This is a genomic window from Providencia sp. R33, from assembly GCF_019343475.1.
In the GTDB taxonomy this organism is placed as follows: domain Bacteria; phylum Pseudomonadota; class Gammaproteobacteria; order Enterobacterales; family Enterobacteriaceae; genus Providencia.
In genome coordinates this window covers 446,768-469,824 of the sequence record NZ_CP072453.1, presented here as the reverse complement: position 1 = coordinate 469,824, position 23,057 = coordinate 446,768, and the positions used below count along the sequence as shown (strand labels likewise).

At 40.3% G+C, this 23,057-nt stretch carries 18 protein-coding genes; 4 read left to right on the top strand and 14 right to left on the bottom strand.

Annotated features, from left to right (window positions below; translation table 11 throughout):
• Positions 1 to 21 precede the first annotated feature (21 nt).
• Both J6836_RS02155 and J6836_RS02150 read right to left on the bottom strand, forming a co-directional pair.
• Complete coding sequence (locus tag J6836_RS02155) at positions 22 to 1,926, bottom strand: bifunctional 5-dehydro-2-deoxygluconokinase/5-dehydro-2-deoxyphosphogluconate aldolase (RefSeq protein ID WP_219246423.1); 1,905 nt, start codon at positions 1,924 to 1,926, stop codon at positions 22 to 24.
• 25 nt (positions 1,927 to 1,951) lie between these two features.
• The gene (locus J6836_RS02150) at positions 1,952 to 3,085 is read right to left on the bottom strand and encodes a Gfo/Idh/MocA family protein (protein ID WP_219246421.1); all 1,134 of its coding nucleotides are present in this window, start codon (positions 3,083 to 3,085) and stop codon (positions 1,952 to 1,954) included.
• 419 nt (positions 3,086 to 3,504) lie between these two features.
• On the opposite strand from J6836_RS02150, the gene J6836_RS02145 reads away from it, so the two are divergent.
• On the top strand, positions 3,505 to 3,762 hold the full coding sequence (locus tag J6836_RS02145; RefSeq protein ID WP_255586305.1) for a helix-turn-helix domain-containing protein: 258 nt from the start codon (positions 3,505 to 3,507) through the stop codon (positions 3,760 to 3,762).
• Positions 3,763 to 3,852: 90 nt separating this feature from the next.
• On the opposite strand, the gene J6836_RS02140 is transcribed toward J6836_RS02145, so the two are convergent.
• The 5 genes from J6836_RS02140 to J6836_RS02120 all read right to left on the bottom strand — a co-directional run bounded on the left by J6836_RS02140 (position 3,853) and on the right by J6836_RS02120 (position 11,112).
• A complete protein-coding gene (locus J6836_RS02140; RefSeq protein ID WP_206082750.1) occupies positions 3,853 to 4,281 on the bottom strand; it encodes a PTS sugar transporter subunit IIA in 429 nt (142 codons plus the stop codon).
• 54 nt (positions 4,282 to 4,335) lie between these two features.
• A complete protein-coding gene (locus tag J6836_RS02135; protein WP_219246419.1) occupies positions 4,336 to 5,742 on the bottom strand; it encodes a sugar porter family MFS transporter in 1,407 nt (468 codons plus the stop codon).
• Positions 5,743 to 6,155: 413 nt separating this feature from the next.
• Positions 6,156 to 7,142, bottom strand: coding sequence for an inositol 2-dehydrogenase (iolG, locus tag J6836_RS02130; protein WP_206082752.1), 987 nt, complete (start codon positions 7,140 to 7,142; stop codon positions 6,156 to 6,158).
• Positions 7,143 to 7,650: 508 nt separating this feature from the next.
• Complete coding sequence (gene iolD, locus J6836_RS02125; protein WP_219246417.1) at positions 7,651 to 9,588, bottom strand: 3D-(3,5/4)-trihydroxycyclohexane-1,2-dione acylhydrolase (decyclizing); 1,938 nt, start codon at positions 9,586 to 9,588, stop codon at positions 7,651 to 7,653.
• Between the two features lie 12 nt (positions 9,589 to 9,600).
• Positions 9,601 to 11,112 carry a CoA-acylating methylmalonate-semialdehyde dehydrogenase gene (locus tag J6836_RS02120; RefSeq protein WP_219246415.1) on the bottom strand — a complete coding sequence of 504 codons (1,512 nt, stop codon included), beginning with the start codon at positions 11,110 to 11,112 and terminating at the stop codon, positions 9,601 to 9,603.
• A gap of 391 nt (positions 11,113 to 11,503) precedes the next feature.
• Between J6836_RS02120 and J6836_RS02115 the strand changes: the two genes are divergently transcribed.
• Entirely contained in the window at positions 11,504 to 12,340 is an 837-nt protein-coding gene (locus tag J6836_RS02115; RefSeq protein WP_219246413.1) for a MurR/RpiR family transcriptional regulator, read from the top strand.
• Between the two features lie 260 nt (positions 12,341 to 12,600).
• Positions 12,601 to 13,596: a hypothetical protein gene (locus J6836_RS02110; protein ID WP_219246411.1), complete on the top strand. Its 996-nt coding sequence runs from the start codon at positions 12,601 to 12,603 to the stop codon at positions 13,594 to 13,596.
• Positions 13,597 to 13,683: 87 nt separating this feature from the next.
• Here the strand turns inward: J6836_RS02110 and J6836_RS02105 are convergent, their stop codons facing one another.
• Positions 13,684 to 13,938, bottom strand: a complete 255-nt coding sequence (locus J6836_RS02105) for a helix-turn-helix domain-containing protein (protein ID WP_219246409.1) — start codon at positions 13,936 to 13,938, stop codon at positions 13,684 to 13,686.
• 914 nt (positions 13,939 to 14,852) lie between these two features.
• Between J6836_RS02105 and J6836_RS02100 the strand changes: the two genes are divergently transcribed.
• Positions 14,853 to 15,737, top strand: coding sequence for a helix-turn-helix domain-containing protein (locus J6836_RS02100; RefSeq protein ID WP_219246406.1), 885 nt, complete (start codon positions 14,853 to 14,855; stop codon positions 15,735 to 15,737).
• Positions 15,738 to 15,788: 51 nt separating this feature from the next.
• On the opposite strand, the gene J6836_RS02095 is transcribed toward J6836_RS02100, so the two are convergent.
• The 6 genes from J6836_RS02095 to J6836_RS02070 form a co-directional block, all read right to left on the bottom strand.
• Entirely contained in the window at positions 15,789 to 17,825 is a 2,037-nt protein-coding gene (locus tag J6836_RS02095; protein ID WP_219246404.1) for a TonB-dependent copper receptor, read from the bottom strand.
• Between the two features lie 174 nt (positions 17,826 to 17,999).
• Positions 18,000 to 18,440: a DUF2946 domain-containing protein gene (locus tag J6836_RS02090; RefSeq protein WP_219246402.1), complete on the bottom strand. Its 441-nt coding sequence runs from the start codon at positions 18,438 to 18,440 to the stop codon at positions 18,000 to 18,002.
• A gap of 281 nt (positions 18,441 to 18,721) precedes the next feature.
• Entirely contained in the window at positions 18,722 to 19,753 is a 1,032-nt protein-coding gene (locus J6836_RS02085) for a phosphotriesterase family protein (RefSeq protein WP_219246400.1), read from the bottom strand.
• Between the two features lie 2 nt (positions 19,754 to 19,755).
• On the bottom strand, positions 19,756 to 20,721 hold the full coding sequence (locus J6836_RS02080) for a DMT family transporter (RefSeq protein WP_219246398.1): 966 nt from the start codon (positions 20,719 to 20,721) through the stop codon (positions 19,756 to 19,758).
• Between the two features lie 120 nt (positions 20,722 to 20,841).
• On the bottom strand, positions 20,842 to 21,579 hold the full coding sequence (locus tag J6836_RS02075) for a glutamine amidotransferase (protein WP_219246396.1): 738 nt from the start codon (positions 21,577 to 21,579) through the stop codon (positions 20,842 to 20,844).
• Positions 21,580 to 21,605: 26 nt separating this feature from the next.
• Complete coding sequence (locus tag J6836_RS02070; protein WP_219246394.1) at positions 21,606 to 22,826, bottom strand: PfkB family carbohydrate kinase; 1,221 nt, start codon at positions 22,824 to 22,826, stop codon at positions 21,606 to 21,608.
• Between the last annotated feature and the right edge of the window lie 231 nt (positions 22,827 to 23,057).

The window sequence follows — 23,057 nt, the reverse complement described above, 5'->3', positions numbered from 1 at the left end:
CCTGTGTAGGTAAGAGGGATATTATTTACGCTGACGCCATAGGGCTATCAGGTTTAAATAGTTTGTTTTAATTTTCTGCACTAGCTCGTCATCATTCAGCTCACCTTTCATCCATTCTAAAGAAGGTTTACCGAATAACGTACGACCCACTGCGAATCCTTTAACGATTGATTTGCCTGCGGCGGCATTAAAGCCTGCTTGCAGCTCATCTTGCGGCGCATCTAGCCCTAATAACACTACGCCGCGGCAATACGGGTCTCGCTCTTGAATTAAGACATCCACCGCATCCCAATTTTCGGCTTGCAACGGTGGCAGCTTCCACCAATCGGGTTTAATGCCTAAGTTATAGAAGCGTTTGATAGCACGTAAATACAGCTCGTCAGTGCGTTCCATATCCGCAGGTAAAATCACTTCAAGCAATAATTCATGGCCCGATTGGCAACATGCGCTGTACACCTCTTGCACGGTTTTTTCTTGCTCTAAGCGCAGCGGGTGATTGTCTTCTGGGTGGAAGAACACCAAACATTTCACGATATGCTCTTTCGGCCAGCTAATCAGCTGTGAACCGATATTGCCATGTTCTAAGCACAATGGTCTTGATGCAGGTAACTCGATTGGACGGCCAATCCACCAGCCACGCCCTGTTACGTCGTTGAGCACATCTTGCCCAAAAGTACTGTCACACAGTAAACCCGCTTTGCCTTGTAAATTCGCTTCTTGCGACACTTCAAGACTGGCGCGGAAAATCAGTTTTTTCAGATGCGGGATACAGGAAATATCTGCTCCAGCAGTACGCGCCATATCCACAAATTGAATGCGGTGGTCAAATGCCATCACACAAAGTTCGTTCCATTGTGTGCCGCGTGTCGTCACACGGTGTAAGTGGTTTAATACTGGGTCGAGGTCAGGACGTGGCACAGCCGCGGCGCGCTCAAGGTAGTTATCCAACTCAACCTTCGTTGGCATTGCTGGCGCACAGCCGTGGCGTGAAACCACTAGAGCGCCACACGCATTGGCGTAAGCACAGGCTTTTTCCCAACCATCACCATTCAGATAGCCCCTCAATAGGCCAGACATAAACGCATCACCTGCACCTAACACGTTAAGGACGTCGACTCTAACACCGTGCACTGTAATGCCTTCGTCTAATGTCTCTGGGATAGTCCCACTAAATACTGAACAGCCTAATGAGCCGCGTTTACACACTAATTCAGCATCCGTTAATTTGCGGATATTTTTTAGTGCTTGGATGGTGTCCGTCGTTCCCCCTGCAATGTGAAACTCCTCTTCAGTTCCCACAATCAGGTCAAACATCGATAATACTTCTTGCAGTTGCTGCGTCACACTGTCTGAGGCAATAAAGCGCGTTTCGCCATCACCCAAAGAGGTTAACCCCCATAACACCGGTCGGTAATCGATATCAATCGCGGTTTTCACATTATTGCGTTTCGCATATTCCAGCGCTTTTAACACCGCAGCACGGGTTTTTGGGTTCGATAAATGCGTACCTGTGATCGCTAAGCAACGGGAAGAGGCAATATAGTCTTCCGTGAAATCATCTGGTGTTATGGCCATGTCGGCACAATTATCACGGTAGAAAATCAGCGGAAAAGTATCTTGGTCTTTGATCCCTAAGATCACTAATGCGGTTAATCTGTCTTTGTCCGTAATCAGATGGCTGGTATCGCATCCTACGCGTTGTAATTCTTCACGTAAAAAGCGCCCCATATGTTCATCCCCTACACGGGCTAGCATTGATGATTTCAAACCTTGTATTGCTGTACCGAATGCAACGTTACCTGATGAGCCACCTAAATATTTGGCAAACGTGCTCATATCTTCTAAACGAGAACCTATCTGTTGTCCGTATAGGTCAACGGCAATACGGCCCATACAGATAACATCTAACTTCTTCTGCTTATCCATTAATCACCCCTTAACTACAACAGAATTAATTGATTTCTTTTACTTTGACCCAACGCTGCTCTTCATAAGAGCGCGCGATGGCATCTAAAATACGCGACACTTTCCAGCCTTCTTCAAAGTCTGGCCACATGCCTTTACCTGTCGCGATACCATCAATTAAATCGCGTACTTCGACTGTTTTTTGATCGTTAAACCCAATTCCGTGACCTGCTCCACCGCAAAATGGTGCATAATCTGGGTGCTCAGGCCCAACTAAAATTGTTTTAAACCCTTGGCGGTTTGATGGTTCGTCGTGGCGATACAGTTTCAACTCAGCCATTCGCTCTTGGGTAAATGACAAGGTGCCTTTGGTGCCCGTGACCACATAGGTCAGCCCCATTTTGCGGCCAGATGCGATGCGGGAAGTTTCGATAACCCCCATGGCACCGCCAGCAAAACGCACCATGGCATGAGCTTGGTCTTCATTTTCTACTGCAACCATCACTGACGATCCCGCTTTCTCTGGACGTTCTTTGATGACAATTTCCATATCGCCACACACCGTTTCAATATCGCCCACTAAATATTGCGCCATATTGATGATGTGAGCAGATAGATCCCCCAACGCACCCAACCCTGCCTTTTCTTTAAAACAGTGCCAATGAATAGGCGCCGTTGGATCCGCCATATAATCTTCGTTATGGGTGCCGTAGAAATGGATCACATCGCCAATTTCGCCATTTTCGATGATCTCTTTCGCCAGTTGCGCTGTTGGGTTTTTCATATAGTTAAACCCAACCAACGTTTTCACTCCCGCCTTTTCAGCCGCGGCAACCATCTCTTTTGCATCGTGGGAATTGAGGGCTAGTGGCTTTTCGCAATAAACATGTTTGCCATGTTTAATCGCTTCCATCGCCATCTCTTTATGTAAAAAGTTAGGAGAACAAATATCCACCACATCAATATTTGGATCCGCCACAAGTTTTCGCCAATCATCTGTTGAACGATTAAACCCCATCTCCTGTGCACGGGTTTGCGCAAGCTCAGGTGTCACTTCCGCAATCATTTCACGAACTAGCTTTCCTTTTAGTGGGAAAACCGTTGATGCTTGTGCATAAGCAATCGCATGAGCGCGCCCAATGTAGCCTGTTCCAATCATACCAATACGGATTTCTTTCATTTGTTCTCTCCCTCGCACATTCTGTATGGCGCAATGGCTGTCCCAATGCTTTATGGAATACTTTTGATTTGATAATACTGTTATACGGAATATTTATTTCATTTTCAATAAAATTGGAAATATTAATTTCATTATGTGATCTGGCATAGATTTTTCTGTAATTTGCTAATTTATAAAGAATTAAAATTTAAGAATCTCTATTTAACCAAATAAATAGAGAGGGGAAGTCAAATAAAAAGACACTAAATGAAATGAAAAATGAAATAAAAGGAGATGTGTTTGGTATTGCATGAGATCTAATTACACTTATAGCTTAATTAAACCTATAGCTTCATTTAATTCTTGAGTATCATTATTTTCTCTTTTACTGTCAGCTATTTTAACTTCAGCTGCAAAGCGACTAGAGGAGATGCTAAACGATGAGTAAAAAATCAATTGCTTGGGAAGATGCTCTCAACGATATTTTATCTGATCCAGAAGTCAACGCCATTTATGAAGCTGAATTACGAGCTGAACGAGTCAGAGAACAATTACTTGCATGGCGCTGCTCTGCGGGGCTAACGAGTTCTCAAGTTGCAGCACGATTAAGCATTTCCCCTTCAGCCGTATCGAGAACCGAAAGGCATGCGGAAAAAGCAACAATCGAAATGCTCGCTATGCCGCCGCATGCGGTATAAAAAAACCTAAAATTATGCTATAAAATCAGAATATTAAGCCCACCATGCAAATCAGTACCACCATGGTGAGCTCATTTATGAACTAAAACATTAACGATGAAGAATACTCAGAAATTCCTCTTTACTTGAGGTGAGTGACAGCGCATTCGCAATAAATTCATCACTAAAAATCAACGCAATTTCTCTGAGCACATCAATATGCTCCCTTGATTTTGCGATAACGCCAATGGCGATGAACATCACATTTGTTCGGTCCCAAATTACCCCATCAGGAAATTGAAAAATCTCCACACCACTGTGCAAAATAATGTCATTCGCCGATTTTGGTAAGTGTGGCAAGGTAATGCCATTGCCTAAAAAGGTCGAAATTTGCTGCTCTCGCTCTGTTAAAAAGTGGACGCAATCCCTATCGACATAGCCTTTTCGTTTAAATTCAGCGCCAACCATTTGCAATACTTCGGCTTTGTTTCTCGCTTGGCAACCTAAATGCAGGCTTTGTGTGGTCAGTTGTTCAATCATATTCCACCCTCTTGTAAATTTATTATGTGCATTCACAAGGTGAATGCACTGTAATTACATTGATGATAATTCTTCTTCCAGCTGTTCAAGAGATTTGTTTGATGTTTCAGGCAATAATTTCACCACAAACACAATAGCGAGGTAGTTTATCACCGCGAAAATCAAGAATACTGGGCCTAATCCAAGTTCTGCCTGCAATACGGGGAACAAATAGCTGACAATCGCGTTCATGATCCACATAAAGAAAACGGAGATCCCCATAGATAACCCGCGAATTTTCAGTGGGAATAGCTCTGCCAATACAACCCAGGTCAGGAAGCCCATAGTCCCTTGCATGACCCCAACAAACACTGCACCTAATAACCAAATTAATGTGGCTTTCACATCCCCAGTTAAGAAGTAATCCGTTGCAGCAATTAATAAGTGCAATGAGGCCATCAAAGCGAAACCGCCCACAATCAGGGTCTTACGTTTAAAACGGTCAACTAAGAAAAGTACCCCAATAACCATACCACCGACAGAGAATACCCCGTTAAGTACGTTGAAAACTAACGATGTTTGCTCAGAGAAACCGGCTGTTTTTAGGATTTCGGTTCCGTAGTACATGATCACGTTCACACCCGTGGTTTGCTGCAATGCAGCCCACACCATACCAATAAGAACTAACTTTAAAATCCACGGTGTATTGAGAATGAGCGCTAAATTTCGCTTGTTAGCATCTGGGTTTTTCTTCGCTTCTGCCGCTTCAACATCTAATAATGTAACGATGTCTTCGTACTCTTGTATTGCACGTTTTTCAGGGCGAATTTGCTTTAAAATCTTCAGTGCTTCTTCTCGGCGGTTTTTACTCATTAACCAACGCGGGCTTTCGGGAGCTTTCCACATACCAAATAATAAACACAGCGCAGGAACAGCTTGAACGAGCAACATATAGCGCCAAACGTCAGGTAAATGTCCCCAAATAGAGCCGATGATGGCATTAATTGCAAACGCCGCTAATTGACCAATAACAATGGCAACCTCATTTAACCCAGTGAGTTTCCCTCGCATCTCTGTCGGAGCAACTTCAGAGATAAAAGTCGGTGCTGTAACAGAAGCCCCGCCAACAGCGAAACCAAGGATAAACCTTGCCACTAATAAGACTTCGATATTCGGCGCTGCCGCTGATAAAAATGCCCCAAATAAGAATAAAAAGGAGAGATAAAGTAAGTACGTTCGTCGACCTACATAGTCAGCGACACGCCCACCACAAACACTACCAAGGGCCGCGCCCACTAACAGAACGCTCATCACTAAACCTTCAGTGGTTGGCGTGAGCCCCATATTTTCTTTCAGTGATGAAAATGCGCCGTTGATAACACCAGTGTCATACCCGAAAAGTAATCCACCAAAAGTGGCAACCAGTGTAATTTGGTGCAACCTTTTTCGCTGTTGTTCGTTGAGATTCATTATTAATGACATATTATTACCTTATTATTTGTATCATTATGTCAGTCAAAAAATGCCTTTTCAGTATTTAAGCAAATGCCTTATGTAAGGAATTAAATAATGAAAATATTTTTTGACTCGCTGAATTGAATCACTATTGAATTAACTTTTAATATGCTTTTAAATTAACCCACGAGAGGAAAATAAAACTAAAACCAATAAATACAACAAGTTAATTAAATAGAGCAAAAATAAGATTGTAAAAGGCCCTCAATCTATATCGGAATATAAAAAGTCTGTAGAGTTTTTTATTAAGTACAAAACTTATTTTTTATATTTAATTGATGTGTGAATATCATTAAATACTTTTAGGTTTTGTCTGCGGACGAAATTATTTTTCGCCCGCAAATTTGTAATCGAATTTAAAACACGTTCAAAGAAACAAACTACAACTTAACTTCTTTACCTGATTTCAATGACTCAAGTGCTTTATCCGCTAAATACAGCGCTAACTCACCATCTGTTCCTGTCGTTTCTGATTGTGCACGACCCGCGAGAATATCCACAAAATGTTCCCATTCTGCCTTATAAGCTTCATGGTAACGTTGCAAGAAGAAATACTCTGGTTTTGCAGATAATGCCCCTGCTTCACTTAACAATGAAACGCTGTTTTCTTTAATGTTTCCAGCGGTTAACAAGCCTTTTTCACCATGTAATTCAATGCGCTGGTCATAACCGTAGCCAGAACGGCGGCTATTGGAAATGGTAGCCATCGCACCCGATGGGAATTTCAAAATAATAAACGCGGTATCGATATCGCCAGCTTGGCCAATGGCAGGGTCAACCACATTACTGCCTTGTGCGAAGACTGAGCATGGCTCTTCGCCTATCATAAAGCGTGCCATATCAAAGTCATGGATAGTCATGTCTCTGAACATACCGCCCGATACTTTGACATATTCTGCTGGTGGAGGTGACGGGTCACGAGAAGTAATAATTAAGGATTCCGCTTTACCAATTGCGCCTTGTTGGAATAAATTTTTCAGATGGCGAAACTGTGGGTCGTAACGGCGGTTAAAACCGATAAATAATGGTACATTATGTTCTTTAACGCTTTTGATACACTGTTTAACACGTTCTAGGTCAAGGTGAACTGGCTTTTCACAGAAAATCACTTTTTTATGTTTAGCAGCAAGTTCGATTAAATCAGCGTGGGTATCTGTCGCAGAAGCAATCAAAACACCGTGAACATTCGGGTCTTGCATCGCTTCTTCTGTCGTTTGCACTTTTGCTTGGTATTTTTCAGCCAAGGCAACCGCGTTGGGTTGATAAGGGTCGATAACAGAATAAAGTGCGGTTTCTTTATGGCCGGCAATATTAACAGCATGAACCTGTCCGATACGTCCTGCGCCGAATAGTGCTATATTGAACATTCAAATGCTCCTTGATACTTTAAATCCACTATTTGGATAATATGAAATATACCAAACAAAACGTTCATTTCAATTTATAATTTTTTGGAAATTATGTTTTTGGGCTCTAGGTAACAAATGTTACATTAAAGTGGTTTTTTAGTGTTATTTAGATCACAAAATAATAATGCAACCTATCAGTATTTGACAATAAAGTCTGCACTCCATATCTCTTTTTTCATTCATCATCACTTTCATTGGCTCAACAAAGTGATATATCGAAACATACATTTCAATTATTTTATTTTTAAATTATTAAAACCATAAAAAAGCCCAGCAAAAGCTGGGCATAAATAGATAAAGCTAACTCAAATGTTAACCACGTAGAATATAAAATGAAACGCAATCCTTGCTAAATTTCCAATAACGACCCTACCTGACGATGTAGACCCTATAGGCATAAACCCCAAGAGTGTTCCTCGGCGATGAACAACCGCCGATTACCATTCTATAAGATGCAAACCGTTCACTAATAGAGGCGAACGTTGTTATCAACCATCTGTTTAATACTTTCTGCCGCAGCAACAATTTCTGGTTTCTTAGATACTTGAGCCGTACCCGTACGCCACCAAGCCTCATAGCCATTTGTCATTGTCTTTGGCAATACTTTGATATCAATTAATACACAACCCGAATGCCCTTTAGCGCTCTCAAGTGCTTCCAAGAGCTGTGATTCGTCGTATACTCGATAACTTTTACAGCCATAACTTTCTGCATTTTTCGCAAAATCTACTTTCACTAATGGCCCATCCATTAAGCCAGTTTGTGGATTTCGATGGCGGTTTTCCGTGCCAAAACTACCCATACCCTGGCTCATCTGTAAGTTATTGATACAACCAAACCCTGCGTTATCAAACAATAAAATCGTGATTTTAATGTTCTCTTGGATAGCCGTTTGTAACTCGCTATGTAGCATCAGGTAAGAACCATCGCCAACCATCGCATACACTGGTTGCTCAGGCGCTGCTATCTTGGCACCAACTGCTGCGGCAATTTCATACCCCATGCAGGAATAGCCGTATTCTAAATGGTAAGTGTCCCGCTGTTTTGGTAGCCAAATACGCTGCAAGTCACCAGGTAATGAACCCGCTGCCCCCACAATGATGGCGTTATCTTCCATGTGTTGCTGCATCAGCCCCAGCACACGGGTTTGCGTCAGCTCAGTTCCTAGCACCTTACGGTACTCCTCGAGCTTGTCATCAAGATGCCCTGCAATTTCAGGAATAAAATCTAATGGCTGGTATTGAATGCTAAATAAACGGCCGAGTTCCTCTTTCCACTGCGCTTTCGCTTGTTTTATTTCATTACCCCACTGCCCTTGATAACCAGTACCTTTTAATTTGTCGTCAAGTGCTTGCAGCCCTTCTTTTGCATCGGCCACCACTTTTAATGCATCCAACTTACTTGCATCAAATTCGGCGACATTGATATTGAGGAATTTAACCTGAGGATGACTAAACAGGGACTTCGACGCTGTTGTAAAATCGGTAAAACGGGTGCCAACACCAATAACAAGGTCAGCCTCTTTAGCCAGTAAATTTGCGGCTAATCCCCCTGTTGTACCTATTCCACCAACATTAAGTGGATGGCTCGCAACAATGGCGCTTTTCCCTGCTTGAGTTTCCCCAAATGGAATGTGGTAATCTTCAGCGAACTGTACAAATGCATCATGTGCTTCGGAGTAACGCACCCCACCACCACAGACTAACAGTGGTTTTTTCTTACTTTGAATCAGGGCAACCGCCTCTTCGATACTCACGGTTGTTGCAGGGCGACGTTCGATGCGGTGAACACGTTTTTCAAAGAAATAATCAGGGTAATCCCACGCTTCACCTTGCACATCTTGCGGTAAACAAATGGTCACTGCGCCTGTATCCGCAGGGTCAGTTAATACCCGCATGGCATTAACCATTGCAGCCATCAATTGCTCAGGACGTGAAATTCGATCCCAATAACGGGAAACAGGACGGAAGCAATCGTTGGTGCTGATAGTACCATCACCATATTGCTCGACTTGCTGTAAAACAGGATCTGGTTGACGGGTAGCAAATGTATCACCCGGCAATAATAACAATGGGATACGGTTCGCCGTGGCAGTCGCGGCAGCGGTGATCATATTCGCCGCACCGGGACCCACTGAAGAAGTAACGGCAAAAATTTGCTTACGTTTCTTTTGCTTAGCAAAGCCCGTCGCAATATGCGCCATACCTTGCTCGTTACATCCTTGATAAACACGCAGGTGACCAGGCGCTTCTTCAAGCGCCTGCCCTAAACCTACAACGTTACCATGGCCAAAAATCGTAAATACTCCCTGAATAAACGGATACTGCTCACCATCGACATCAACATATTGTTGGTTAAGAAACTTTACCAATGCTTGAGCTGTTGTCATTTTCTGCTTATTCATATGGGTCTCCATTTATTCCATGGTTGGCATTGTGAAACTACTTTCGTGATGCTCTAAGCGTACACTCGCGGGCCAACGGCTTGTCACGGTTTTCATGCGAGTATAGAAGCGAACACCATCATTTCCATGCACATTTAATGGTCCAAAAATAGAACGTTTCCATCCACCAAAGCTGTGGAATGCCATCGGAACAGGAATTGGGATATTAATACCTACCATTCCCGCTTGAACATTCTCTTGGAATTCACGCGCTGTTTCACCATCACGGGTAAATATCGCGGTTCCATTACCGTATTCGTGTTGGTTAATCAGTTTCAAACCAGTTTCAAAATCTGGAACACGGACTATAGCAAGCACCGGTCCAAAAATTTCTTCTTTATAAATGTCCATTTCAGGCGTGACATTATCAAATAATGTTGGCCCAACAAAATAGCCATTTTCAAAACCTGCTACTTTAAAATCACGACCATCAACAAGCAGAGTCGCACCTTGCTTTTCACCGCTAGTAATATAGTCACAAATTTTGGCTTTATGCTGCGCGGAGATAACTGGCCCCATATCATTTTCTTTACCTTCAGTGATACCTGGACCAACCGTCATTTTAGCGATTTGCTCTTTCAGGTTAGCAATCAACGCATCTGCGGTTTCATCACCGACGGCTAACACCACTGATAGAGCCATACAGCGTTCGCCCGCGGCACCAAAACCTGCCCCCATAATGGCATTTGCAGCCTGCCCCATGTCGGCATCAGGCATTAAGATACAATGGTTTTTCGCACCGCCTAACGCTTGGCAACGCTTGCCATGGGCAGATGCTGTGGCATAAATATACTCTGCAATTGGTGTTGAACCGACAAAACTGACCGCTTGGACTTCAGGTGCGGTTAATAAGACATCAACAGACTCTTTATCACCTTGAACAACATTAAAAACGCCATCAGGTAAACCCGCTTCTTTAAGCAGTTTTGCCAATGCCAATGCTAAAGAAGGATCTTTTTCAGACGGTTTTAAAACAAAAGTATTCCCCGTTGCAATCGCCACAGGGAACATCCACATTGGTACCATTGCAGGGAAGTTAAACGGCGTAATCCCTGCACACACCCCTAAAGGTTGCATTAATGAATGGCTGTCTACGCCCGTTGCCACATTGGCTGAGTGTTCGCCTTTTTGTAGGTGCGGAATACCGCAAGCAAACTCAACGACTTCCAAGCCACGAGTCAATTCACCCACTGCATCAGAAAAAACTTTACCGTGTTCTTTTGAAATTAAACGCGCTAAATCATCCATATTGTCTTCAAGCAATGCTTTAAATTTAAACAGGATGCGTGAACGTTTTAACGGTGATAACTTTGCCCATTTTGGGAATGCTTTGTGCGCAACTTCTATGGCTTTTTTCGTTTCATCGGCGCTGCTAAGTCCCACTTGTGCAATTTGCTCCCCTGTTGCAGGGTTAAATACTGGCGCAAATCGCCCACTTTGACTGGATACGATTTCACCACCAATGAAATTATGAATTTGTTCCATGCTGCCTCTCTTTAGCTGATAGAGTTACCTTGTGTTATTTAATGTATATGAAATATTCATTTCATTTTCAATTAAATTTGAAATAACATTCAATATATGTGATCCAGTCAAAGTTTTTATGAAATTTTTTATCCACTTTAAAGACGTTCGTTTCAAAAACCGCTTTAATCATTAATTCCCCAAGAACAATCAAACTTATTGGGTTAAATGCGGCTGTCCTCGTGTATTCAACAAATTGAATGCATGAGATAACCCATTCAATTTGTTGAGTGAAATCCCCATCAATTACAATAAACGATGAGAAAGACAGGATCGTATGAACTGATTGTTTCAAAAAGATTCGACTAACGGCGTAAAACAACTACAATTAGAGCCAAATCATGGAGGTTATATGTCAAGTGCAGCAAATTTAAATGAGTTTCAAGAGCAAGTTCGTGCTCGGTACGATGAGTTAAGTAAACGTCTACAACAAGTCGCAAGATACGTACTCGATAATACCAATAGTGTCGCCTTTGATACGGTTGCGGTTATCGCTAAAGAGGCCAATGTGCCTCCATCAACCTTGATCCGCTTCGCCAATGCATTCGATTTCAGTGGCTTCAATGAAATGAAACAACTGTTTCGCATGAACTTGGTTGAGGAAACTGCAAGCTATACAGATAGAGCAAGGCTCTTTCGTGAGATGGATAGCGATCAGGAATTAAGTGATGACCCAGCACAAATTTTAAAAGAGTTTGCGCATTCAAACGCGCAAGCATTGCAGCAAATGGCCGCGAGAACACCTGCTGAAGATATGGAAAAAGCGGTTTCATTATTAGCAGGTGCACAAAACGTCTATATTATTGGCTTGCGCCGTTCCTTTAGTGTGGCCACTTACTTAAGTTATGCACTTAGTCATTTAGAGTGCCGCCCAGTATTAATTGATGGACTAGGTGGGATGTTTAAGGAGCAGATCAGCCGAATTAGTGAAAACGATGTCGTTATATCGATCAGTTTCACACCTTATGCCTCTGAAACCGTGATGGTAAGCGAAAAAGCAGCCCAAACTGGGGCAAAGCAAATTGTTATCACTGATAGTCAAATCAGCCCGTTAGCTAGCTTTAGTGATGTCTGTTTTGTGATTAAAGAAGCCCAAGTTGATGCGTTTCGTTCACAGTCAGCCACGTTATGTTTAGCACAGTCACTCACTGTTGCCTTAGCCTACCGCCAAGGCAGCAAGCTCATTTAACTAATAATGGCTCTTAACTCACACCTCCATGGGTTAAGAGCTTTCTATTTACCTACTGTGTATCAACCCTTCTTAGTCTACTCACGCCTTTTTGTTCAACTCGACAACTCAAATGTGATTTTTCGACATTATTTTCTGTAAATTGTGAGTTACATCAGAAAATACAAATTCCAACTAAACATTCAAATGAAATTATTATTTCACCCTGTTATGTTGAGATTATGTGAATTTCTGATATAAATCGTGAATAGGGATAAAACATGGTAAACACACACTTTTTGTATTTACTGGGCCATCTTCGTTTACTTGAAGAGCAACATTCAGTCATGTCCCTAGACCGCACTGGCGTTGGTTTAATCGGAACACACAACCAAAATTTACCTTATATTCAAGCAGTCAAATTAAGCGCACATCATTGTGAGCTCAAAGCAGTTTGCGATATCGAGCCGCCATTGCCGTCAATGAGCTATTACATGTGTCAGAAGCGGAGAATCGAGGAACTGATGAATAATGATGAGGTGAATTCCATCATCATGACATCAGTATGCAGCGATGAATTACTCAAATTCACGATAGAACGCGCTATTGATGCAGGAAAAGATCTCTTACTGAACAATATCCCCAACTATGAAGAACCTGAGCTAAACAAATTGCTTAAACGAGCAAAGCGCAATGGTGTCAGTATTAATTACAACCCTGTAGTTTCTTTTGAAGAGACATTTACTCAACTCAAAACATCTTTAGCAGTCAAAAATAAATCCGAAACGGGGTTATTGCGACTGTCTTCCCATCGAATGATCGAGCCTGAAAATAGGCTTCCTTTCAATACATTACGCAGCACATTAACACAAAAAGTTGAATTACTTTTATCGTTATTACCTGACTTCGTCCTAAGCGAGGCTTCTGTTCAATACTCACACCCGTTTGCAAAAATGGAAAATGGTGATGTTCTCATCATTAACCTTCGCCAGAAAGGCGGGTTGCTTATTTCATTTGAGCTATTTTTTAATACTGGAAATATTACTGATAAAATTTCGCTTAAACAGTGTAATTACCGTTATGAAGTTGAAAGTATGCTCACCATTAATCAAGAAAATCAAAATATTAACGAGGAAAACTCCATCGTTAAACAACTTGACCAATTTATTCTAAAACTACGTAATGAAGAAAAATTGTTTCAAACAAATCATTGGTTACAAGTAAACAAACTTACTGACGAAATAATAAACCAGTTAACTAGTAATGGTTTTATTTAGTGTAAGTCCATTTTTCAAGCCTAACAACTTAAGTTACAAGTAAACCTAATTAATTATCTATCTAATAGCGATTTATAAGATAATTAACTAATGCAATGTACTTCGCGCACCACTATTCGTGTTAACGACACCATATAAAAAAGTCGTTGGTTCTAAATTAAATAAATATGCAAACTGAAATAATGAATCAACATCAATACAACTATCACCCGTTTCAAAGCGATTCATTTCATCTTCAGAAACACCAATTAATGTTGCAGTTTGCTTAATTGTCATATTATGACTCTCGCGTTGCATGCGAATTTTTATGCCTAACATCTTAGCGATATTATCTTTACTCATAACTCCCCCTAATAGATATAAAACCAGTACAATTAATGGAAGCGTAAATTATCACTCCCTTTAACCGTATGAATTGACTTATGATAATAAAATACCAGTTAAACACATCAAAAAACGACTATAAAATGGTAAAGAAAGAAAAAAAATAAAATAACACATTGAAAATAAACAATTTGTTTTGTTTCATGATTACATTAAAATATTGATCAAAATCACAAATAACATTAAGAATTCGTTAGATTACTTTTCATTTTAAGAATAATCCAATAAAGACAATCCATTAAAAATATTTTTATCACGCTAATACTTTAGCTTATTTTATCCATATTATAAAACAGATACATGCTATTTATTGTTATTATCCTCATAATAGCGTGACGATTTGTTGTCAATTGTATCAACTAGTTTCCACAACCTATAACTATTGAAAGCTAACTACCTTTTTCTTAACTTTCAATTTATTATTATAAATTACAGATTCGAAATCTATAAATAAACGTCTAAATCTTTTAACTAAATAAAAAGTAGACATTTTATTCAAAATAGTAATGAATTTCTCTTTCATCATTAAATGCCATTTAACAACAGAAACCAATTAGTTATCAATTAAAGACATTCTTTATTTGATAATATTTAAACTACATTATTTTACCTCTCCCTCTATCAATAATAAAAAATTATTTTTCGCCTGTATTTTTTTGAGCAAAAAATAACACTGACTAGGTGTATATCATTATGTTTATCTTAAGGCATTTACTGTAAAACTTACTTAACTTCACATCTTTTTAATTAAATTGTCAGTAAGCGTGTTATCCTATTTAGAGCACTTATGAGCACTCGCATAACATCGCCCCATGCTATTGATAGTTTTGCATTCTGTTGGTATTACGTAAAAACGAATTGAAAGGATTATCATGCTACAAGAAAGCGTTATCAGAGAAATCATTCTTTGGATTGAACAAAATTTGGAATCTCGCCTATCCCTTGATACGGTGGCTGATAGGTCAGGCTACACGAAATGGCACTTTCAACGTCTGTTTAAAAACCAAACAGGATTAGCGTTGGGTTCTTATATTCGTGCAAGGCGCTTATCCTGTTCAGCAGTAGCACTACGCTTAACTAATGACAGCATCATGGATATCTCTCTTCGTTATCGCTTTGATTCTCAACAAACATTTTGTCGAGCCTTTAAAAAGCAATTTAATCTTACCCCATCAGAATATCGCAAACGTGAAGGTTGGAAAGTGGATGGCTTTTGCCTCCCGCTTCGGGACAGTAAAGAATTACAAGTACAGGTTAAATTAACCCAATTGCCTGCTACCAATTTATTGGGCGTTCAACACCGTTACACCCAAGACATCAATGAATGGAACCTCAAAACAGAAGAACTTAGACGCCATTACTGGCAGTCATTTCTTGATAAAAACCAATATGTTACCCAACATTTATATGCTATTCATGGCGTTGACCCGAATGCTAGCGAAGAAGGTCGTTTTTTATATACCACGGCTTTAGATGAAAAAGATGTTGATATCGTTCCTGCACAAGCAAAAAGCCTACAAGTCCCCGCTGGAGATTATTTAGAAATCAAATTTAGTGGCAGCCTTCAAGGCACTGATTACAACGATATTATTTATACTGCTTATGGTAAGGTTTTGGCTGAAATGGATATTGTTCGAGGGGATGGCTCAGATGTTGAGCTCTATGTCCTGAAGTCTAAACCCACTTATGATGACTTTATCAATAACCCATATAGCTACATTCAAGAACTCAATTACTATATACCCGTTATAATTTAAAATATTCTTAATAACCCGCTAATAAATAGCGGGTTATTTGTAGGCTAGAAATTAAAACGTTACGTTCAGTTTAGCCCAGAACGTTCTGCCCGGTTCATTCACCGGTACGTTAGATGAATAACCAAACCCGCTATTACCCGCTAAATTCAAATGCTCACTGTACGTTTTATCAAATAGATTATCGACCCCAGCACTTAACTTCATATTTTCATTCACTTTGTATGCTGTATTAAGTGAGAAAATGGTAAAACCTGCGCTTTTGCTAAAATCTTTCCCCACTACATTGCCGTCGTTAATGGCGACACGACTTTGGCGACTGACAACACGAGCTAACCCTGTCGTTGTCCAATCCCCTTTTTCCCATGACAAACCAAAACGGCTTTCAAGTGGTGGCATTTGTGGAAGCGCTTTACCGTCTGTTCTGTTTTCTCCCCACGCATAAGCAAGGCTGGCATCGGCTTTCCACTCCTCACTCAGTTTTTGTGCCACACCGAGCTCTCCGCCCATGATCATCGCATTCACATTTTCAACTTGGCTCATCCGCGGATTACTGGCGCTATAGCGGAAAAGAATGAAATCATCAACGCGGCCCACATACGCGGAAACCCACGCATTAGTATTTTCATGGCTATATTTAGCGCCAATATCCAACTGGGTGGTTTTTTCTGTTTTTAGATTATCAAAAACATTACTTGTGCCATCTGGCCCCATTTTGGGCGAAAATAATTCCCAATAATCAGGAAAACGCTCGGTATAGCCGACACCTGCATACAACATTACTGGGGTATTTTCGAGGGAATGCTCATAGCGAGCAAAACCTGCTGGCATGATGGTGTTACGCCCTGAAGAGCCGACTTCCTTGTTATTTTCAACAAGGACACGATCCAAACGTGCTCCGCTAACAACTTTTCCTTGTGCCGTGGCTTGCCATGTTAATTCACTAAATACGCCGTAATCTTGGAACTGCGCATCTTTCATCCAGCCAGTCGTATTCTTACTACGGTGCTTGTTGGTTTGCATATCCGCCCCCGCTCGCAGCTCATAGTCCGTCCACAACCATGTTCCCATCACGCGACCGCCCATAGTTTCACGGTCGACACGCATTTTCATTGGCATATTCATCATACCGTGGCCGCCATGCCCCATCCCCATATGGCCTCCCATTCCGCCACCTGATGGTGAGCGCAGAGAATAGTTATCCATAATATGGTCAGCATAGTTGTAATAAGCATTGGCTTCTATTTTATCGAGAACATCACCGATGTTGCTCTTTTCAAAACGCAACCCATAACTTTCGCGTTTAAATTGGGAACCATCCATACCACGCCCCGCATAGCGGGCCTCTCCATCGCCTTTACCTGCTGTAAGCTCTAATAACGTGTACTCATCAGGCGTCCAACCCAGTGCAATGTCCGCATTCCATTTATCCCATTTCGACGGGACTTTATCGCCATTACCGTCTTTATAGTCATCAGAACGTGATTTATTACCAATAACACGTAAGTAACCTGTTTCATTGCCCAAGCTAACATCCGCATTTGCATCCCAACGGTTATTTGACGCCGTTAGCGCGCTTGCATTCCCTTTAATTCCACCTTCCGTGAATAACGGTTTTTCACGTTCAAAACGAATTGTTCCTGCTGAGTTACCTGGCCCCCAAAGCACCGTTTGTGGGCCTTTAATCATATTGAGAACGTCAAAGTTCTCAGGGGATATATAGGATGTAGGTGCATCCATCCGTGATGGGCATGCGCCTAGCATTTCGCTGTCATTGGTTAAAATACGCAAACGTGAACCAAACATACCACGAAATACCGGGTCGCCATTGGTTCCACCATTACGAATTTGGGAAAAACCGGGGATAGTTTTGAGGTAATCAGAACCATCACTGGCAGGAACAGGCTGCCTCGGTGTTTTTGGCGACGTCGTAATCGTTAATGGGGAATCAACAGGGGCAGTCACGATCATGACTGAGCTTTCAGAGATTGGGCTTTGGTTAATATCATTTTTTGCCATCACTGAGGTGGAACAAATCGCGCTGATAACCAATATCGCCGCAGGTGCAAATCTAAATTGTCGTGTGTTCATTTATAACCTGTTTTTTATATCAATAGAAATACCGCCATCGTTGTCTTAGCCACAAAATCGACACGCCCAATAGGGATACCTCTTGAAAAATAATCAAATTCAAGATGTACAAAATCGACTTTGCTGAATAAGGCAAAAATAGAATTATGTTATGAATATATTAATGATAAAAAATCAGATAAATGGTGGAGCACGGGCTAAACGCAAAGTCCAAGGCCTAAACAACCAAAGCTGGACACAACGTTCAAATGGCAGGAACAGTGTTAGTGTTGCAAGCTGTCGAATAACAGCGGCAATAAATAAGATAAGAAACGGAAAGTGAACCAATAATTGACAGTAACCGCAGGCAATATCTTCCATAGGCGATTGCCCAATTCCCGTCATTAACATGTGATTCATTGCACCGCTATGTTCACAATTTTCAGGCATCAGCATACCTTGATGCGAATGCATCGAATGCTCTGCCATTGCAGTATTTTCTGTAACGTTATTCGTCGCTATACAATCATTCATCTGTTCCATCGATTTAGAGATCAATGGTGCAATGAACAACATAGCAACCGCTAATAACGCCAGATAGGCAGCAAATTGTCTAATTGAGGAGCGCAGGTGCAACGTTTTTCCGTCATCTGGGTACGAATTTATAACGCGCGATTGTATCTTATTTAGATTGTCATTGTTATTGATATTTGTGCAAAATGTTAATTCAACATGCGTTTTGTTAGTGTTTTTTAATGATATACCCGGAATGTTCTTCAAGAATAAAATCAATCAATTGTCTGATTAATAGATGATCTCTACATCATTGAAACGCCTTGCCAAACTAAAAAAACAAAAAATGCGGCACTCATAATGAGATGCCGCAAATGTTTTCTTTTCAAATAGAACTAAATTATTTATGCCAATAAATTTGCAGGGTTATCAATACAAAGACGGTTGAGCATTGATTTATCAACGCCTTTTTTCGCGAGTAAAGATAAGAAAACATTAGGAACAAACCCCCAGCCATTTCCCCCATTTTTAGCCCACATTTGCTTAAGGAATACATCATGGCTTAACACGATTTGCGAGCCATATCCCATCTCAATCAGTTTACACACTGCATCCGCAGTTTCGGTCACTGTTGGAGCGACCCCTTCTTTAGGAAATGAAATATCTAGTCCTATCATGTCGAACTCAAGCCATACACCTCTATCTAACATCCGACGTTGATAATCAAAGTCTTTCCCTGATGGGTCAGAGTGCGCCAAGGAAATTTTAGCTGGGTTAACACCCATCTCCTTAATTAAGATATCAAGAACTTCATCACCGCGGCGCTGCCAACCTGGCATATGAATATTCATTGAAACATGGTCATTTGCCAACTGAGCAACGGAAGCTGCGCGTAGACTGTTTTTTTCGCCTTCGGTAAAAAATGGAGAAACACCAATTTCACCAATCATGCCCGCACAAATATCAGTCCCATCAATCCCAATATTCAGCTCATCATCAATCATTTTAGCCATGGCATCGATGTCATTAACGAGGCGATCACCTTCAAACTTTTCGATATATAAACCTGAAGAAGCGACTACGTTAATCCCCGTTTTAATCGCTACTTCACGTAATTGGTGCACATCACGGCCAATCGCTTTTGAACCTGTTGCATCGACTAATGTTCTGCCACCTAATTCTTTGAAGTTATTCACTTCATAAATGACATCTTCAATGGGTTTTTTATCCATGTTATCGCAGCAGCAATACGGGTCATGTTTAAGTCCCCATTGGATATCTGCGCTTACTTTTTTATCAACTAGAACATGCGAAAAGTCATAAAATGGCTCATCGACAACCGTTGATAAATCGTTAAACAGATGCTCATGTGGCAATGTCAGTCCCATTTCTTCTTTTTTAACAGGACCCGTCACTGTTTGGATATACCCTTTCATCTTTATACTCCTGCGGCTTTTGTCGCTTTTGCTTCTCTAAACTCAGGAATGGTGGTGATAATCGCCCCCACTAAGGCAAATACGGTACCGATGATAGTGACTAAATAGACGGTATTACCGAGGGATGGTAACAGAAGGTCAATTAATACGGAGCCAAGTAACTGCCCTGCCGTTGAAGCTACACCTAACATCAATAAACCTAAACCGCGAACTAAAATAGCCATTAATGCAATCGACATCAGGCCTAATGGACCACCTAAATACATCCACCAAACACCCGGTAATTCAAGGGTTAGATGCCCTAATGCCATGCGAATTACTAACGCAATCGTTAAAACAGTAAAGCCAACGATAAAGTTCCACGTGATAGAAACCATCATTGAGCCTGTCGCTTCCGCAACTTTGGAGTTACCTGCTGGCTGCCAGCCAGCCAATAGACCTGCTAAGAAAGGCAAGATAGCTAAATAAATTGCTGAACTAGAATGCCACTGTGGTGACACCACAAATAAAGTGGCAACAACAGCAAATACAGCACCTAATACACGAAACATGGTAAACGGTTTTTTCTCATCGATACCAATACCAAAACGGTCGCATAATAGCCCAGAAAGTAATAATGCTGAGATCAATGCTGTTTGGAAGGTTGCAATGCCTAATGCACTGGCTGATGCCCCTTCAGAAAACACAACCATTGCGCCACATAACCCTGCAAACCAGTTCCACAGTGGAATTTTCTTGTTTTTAATTAAACTCGGAATTGCTGCAAATTGTTGACGGGTTTGTTTTTTCGCAATAATGATAAAAAACATCACAACCAAACCGCTGGCAAATGAAATAACTGCGCTCGCATTACCATCTTTTAAAACATCACCGAGCTGCCCATTCACTGCGGATTGCATTGGCGATAACATACCGGCTAATACCGTCGCTATCATTAAAAACGGAGTAGAATAACTTTTAGCACTCATAAAATATTCCTTTTGGATTTTGACTATGAGTCATTATTTTTGTAATCGGCTTACAAAGTGCTGAATAGAATCCAGCACTTATTTTCTTTATTTTTTGGTTTTTTGCTTTTAAAGAATTAATTAACGTGCGACTTGTTTTAGGATATTTACCCACATATCTGAATAATGTTCCCAAGCCATAAATTCGCGGCTTCCCCAGTGCGGCGAACAGTCACTCATAAAACAACCTGTTTTTCCGCTTTCGTATTGGCCAAAGACTAATAATGGATCTTCACCAATATTTAAAACAACGTCTGTATTTTCTTTTGGCTTAACTTTGTTATAGCCTAAGAACATCGGCCAATTACCAAAACCTTTAATTGAGTCATGTTGTGTATTTTCTGGTGTTGCGAAAATACCTTCAGGTGTTTCCACACGGTCATCACCATCTAGCATTTCAACCGGTAATACTTCTGCTAATAACGTATTTTTATAATTCGCTTTCGCTTCAATACCCATAAAGGATAAATAACCGCCAATCATTAATAAGCCGCCACCTTGGCTAACATATTGCTTAATAAGTCCTAATGCATTTGGTAATACTTTCATATTATAGAAAGTATCATTTTGCAGTAAGAATGTATTAGCACCGATATCGCTGATTACAACGACATCATATTTCTCTAATTCTTCGACAGTTTTCGGAAATGCCATTTGTACTGTATGGGCAGGCATATAATCAATTTCTACACCTTTATTCTTTAAACACTCTAATAAAAATGTAGCGCCTTCTTCATATTTGCTTGATGTGAAGCTGTCATAACCTTTTGTGTGGATCATATGGATATGCCATGATTCACCAATAAATAAAATTTTCATTTTTTTCCTCGTTTCAGAATATTAATTTATTCAGGGGATTGAGTCACAACCTGTGAGTAGGTTGTTTGATTAATACGATGCATAACATTAATATCTTCAGGCATTTCTGAAGCGTTGCTTGTTTCAACAGCAAGGGATGAAAATGCTGATGCATAACGTAAGGCATAAGAAAATTGTTTCCCTTTCGCTAATGAAGCTGCAAGAGCACCATTAAATGCATCACCTGCACCCGCCGTATTTTTAACAACGGCAGTGTAAGCCGGAGAATAAATGAACTTATTACCATCAAATGCAATAGAGCCTTTACTTCCGAGTGTAATGACAACCTTTTTTACGCCTTTGTTATAGATAATTTCAGCTGCTTTTTTGGCAGTTTCAATGTCCACAACATTGATGTCAGAGAGCAAGCTTGCTTCTGTTTCATTCGGTGTCAAAATATCGATCTTTCCAATTAGCTCATTTACGATATTATTGTAAGGCGCAGGATTTAAGATAATCGGAATATTATATTCATTGCCAATTTCTATTATCTCACTTAATGCTTCAATATTCGTTTCTAATTGAAGGAGTATAATGTTTGAGTTTATAATTTTGTCTTTCTGGATTTTAACTTCATCCGCAGTAATATCCATATTTGAACCTGGATATATAGAAATAATATTTTCCCCACTGTTTTCAGAGACAAATATCGATGCCGTTCCTGTTTGGTATTTTTCGGTTTGGTATATTGTTGATGTTTTTATTTTTGACGAAGAAATAAAATTTATTGCATATTCACTAAATTGGTCCGTCCCTATTTTAGTAATAAAATGCACAGGTGAATCAGAATAACTTGCTGCTAATGCTTGGTTACAACCTTTTCCACCTGGTGAAAAAATAAATTTATTCGACAATAATGATTCACCCGCTTCAGGAAGACGAGGTAAATAACTAATCATATCAACGTTAAATGAACCTAATACACATACTTTACCTAACACGGCATCATCCTTATCTGTTCTTTCATTAAAACTTTCATTGCACTCAAGAAATTGAATAATTTCCTTTTTAGCAACTTTGTCTAGGGTTTCAAATTCGATATATGCGCCACCATGGCAACGGCTAATAATTCCTTTTTTTGCTAAAGAATTTAAATCCGCCCTAATGGTTTCTTTTGTGACATTAAGTTCTTTCGATAAAACAGAAACTTTTGCTGAGCCTATATTTTTTAAAATATTAATTATTTTCTTATGTCGTTCTGCTTTCATGCCATTTTACCTCATGGCATTTACTCTAATTTATACCTTGTTACGTTAATGTGACTATACTCATACCTTCCCATTCAAAAGCAAAAAAAAGCAAAAAGCATAAAAATAAAAACAAAAAAAACCAAAAAAGAACAACCAAAGCCAAATGTGATATTATTATCAATATAATATTAGAATTGATTAATTAATTTAATTGAATTTTAACTTCCCACAATAAATATAAGAAAACAT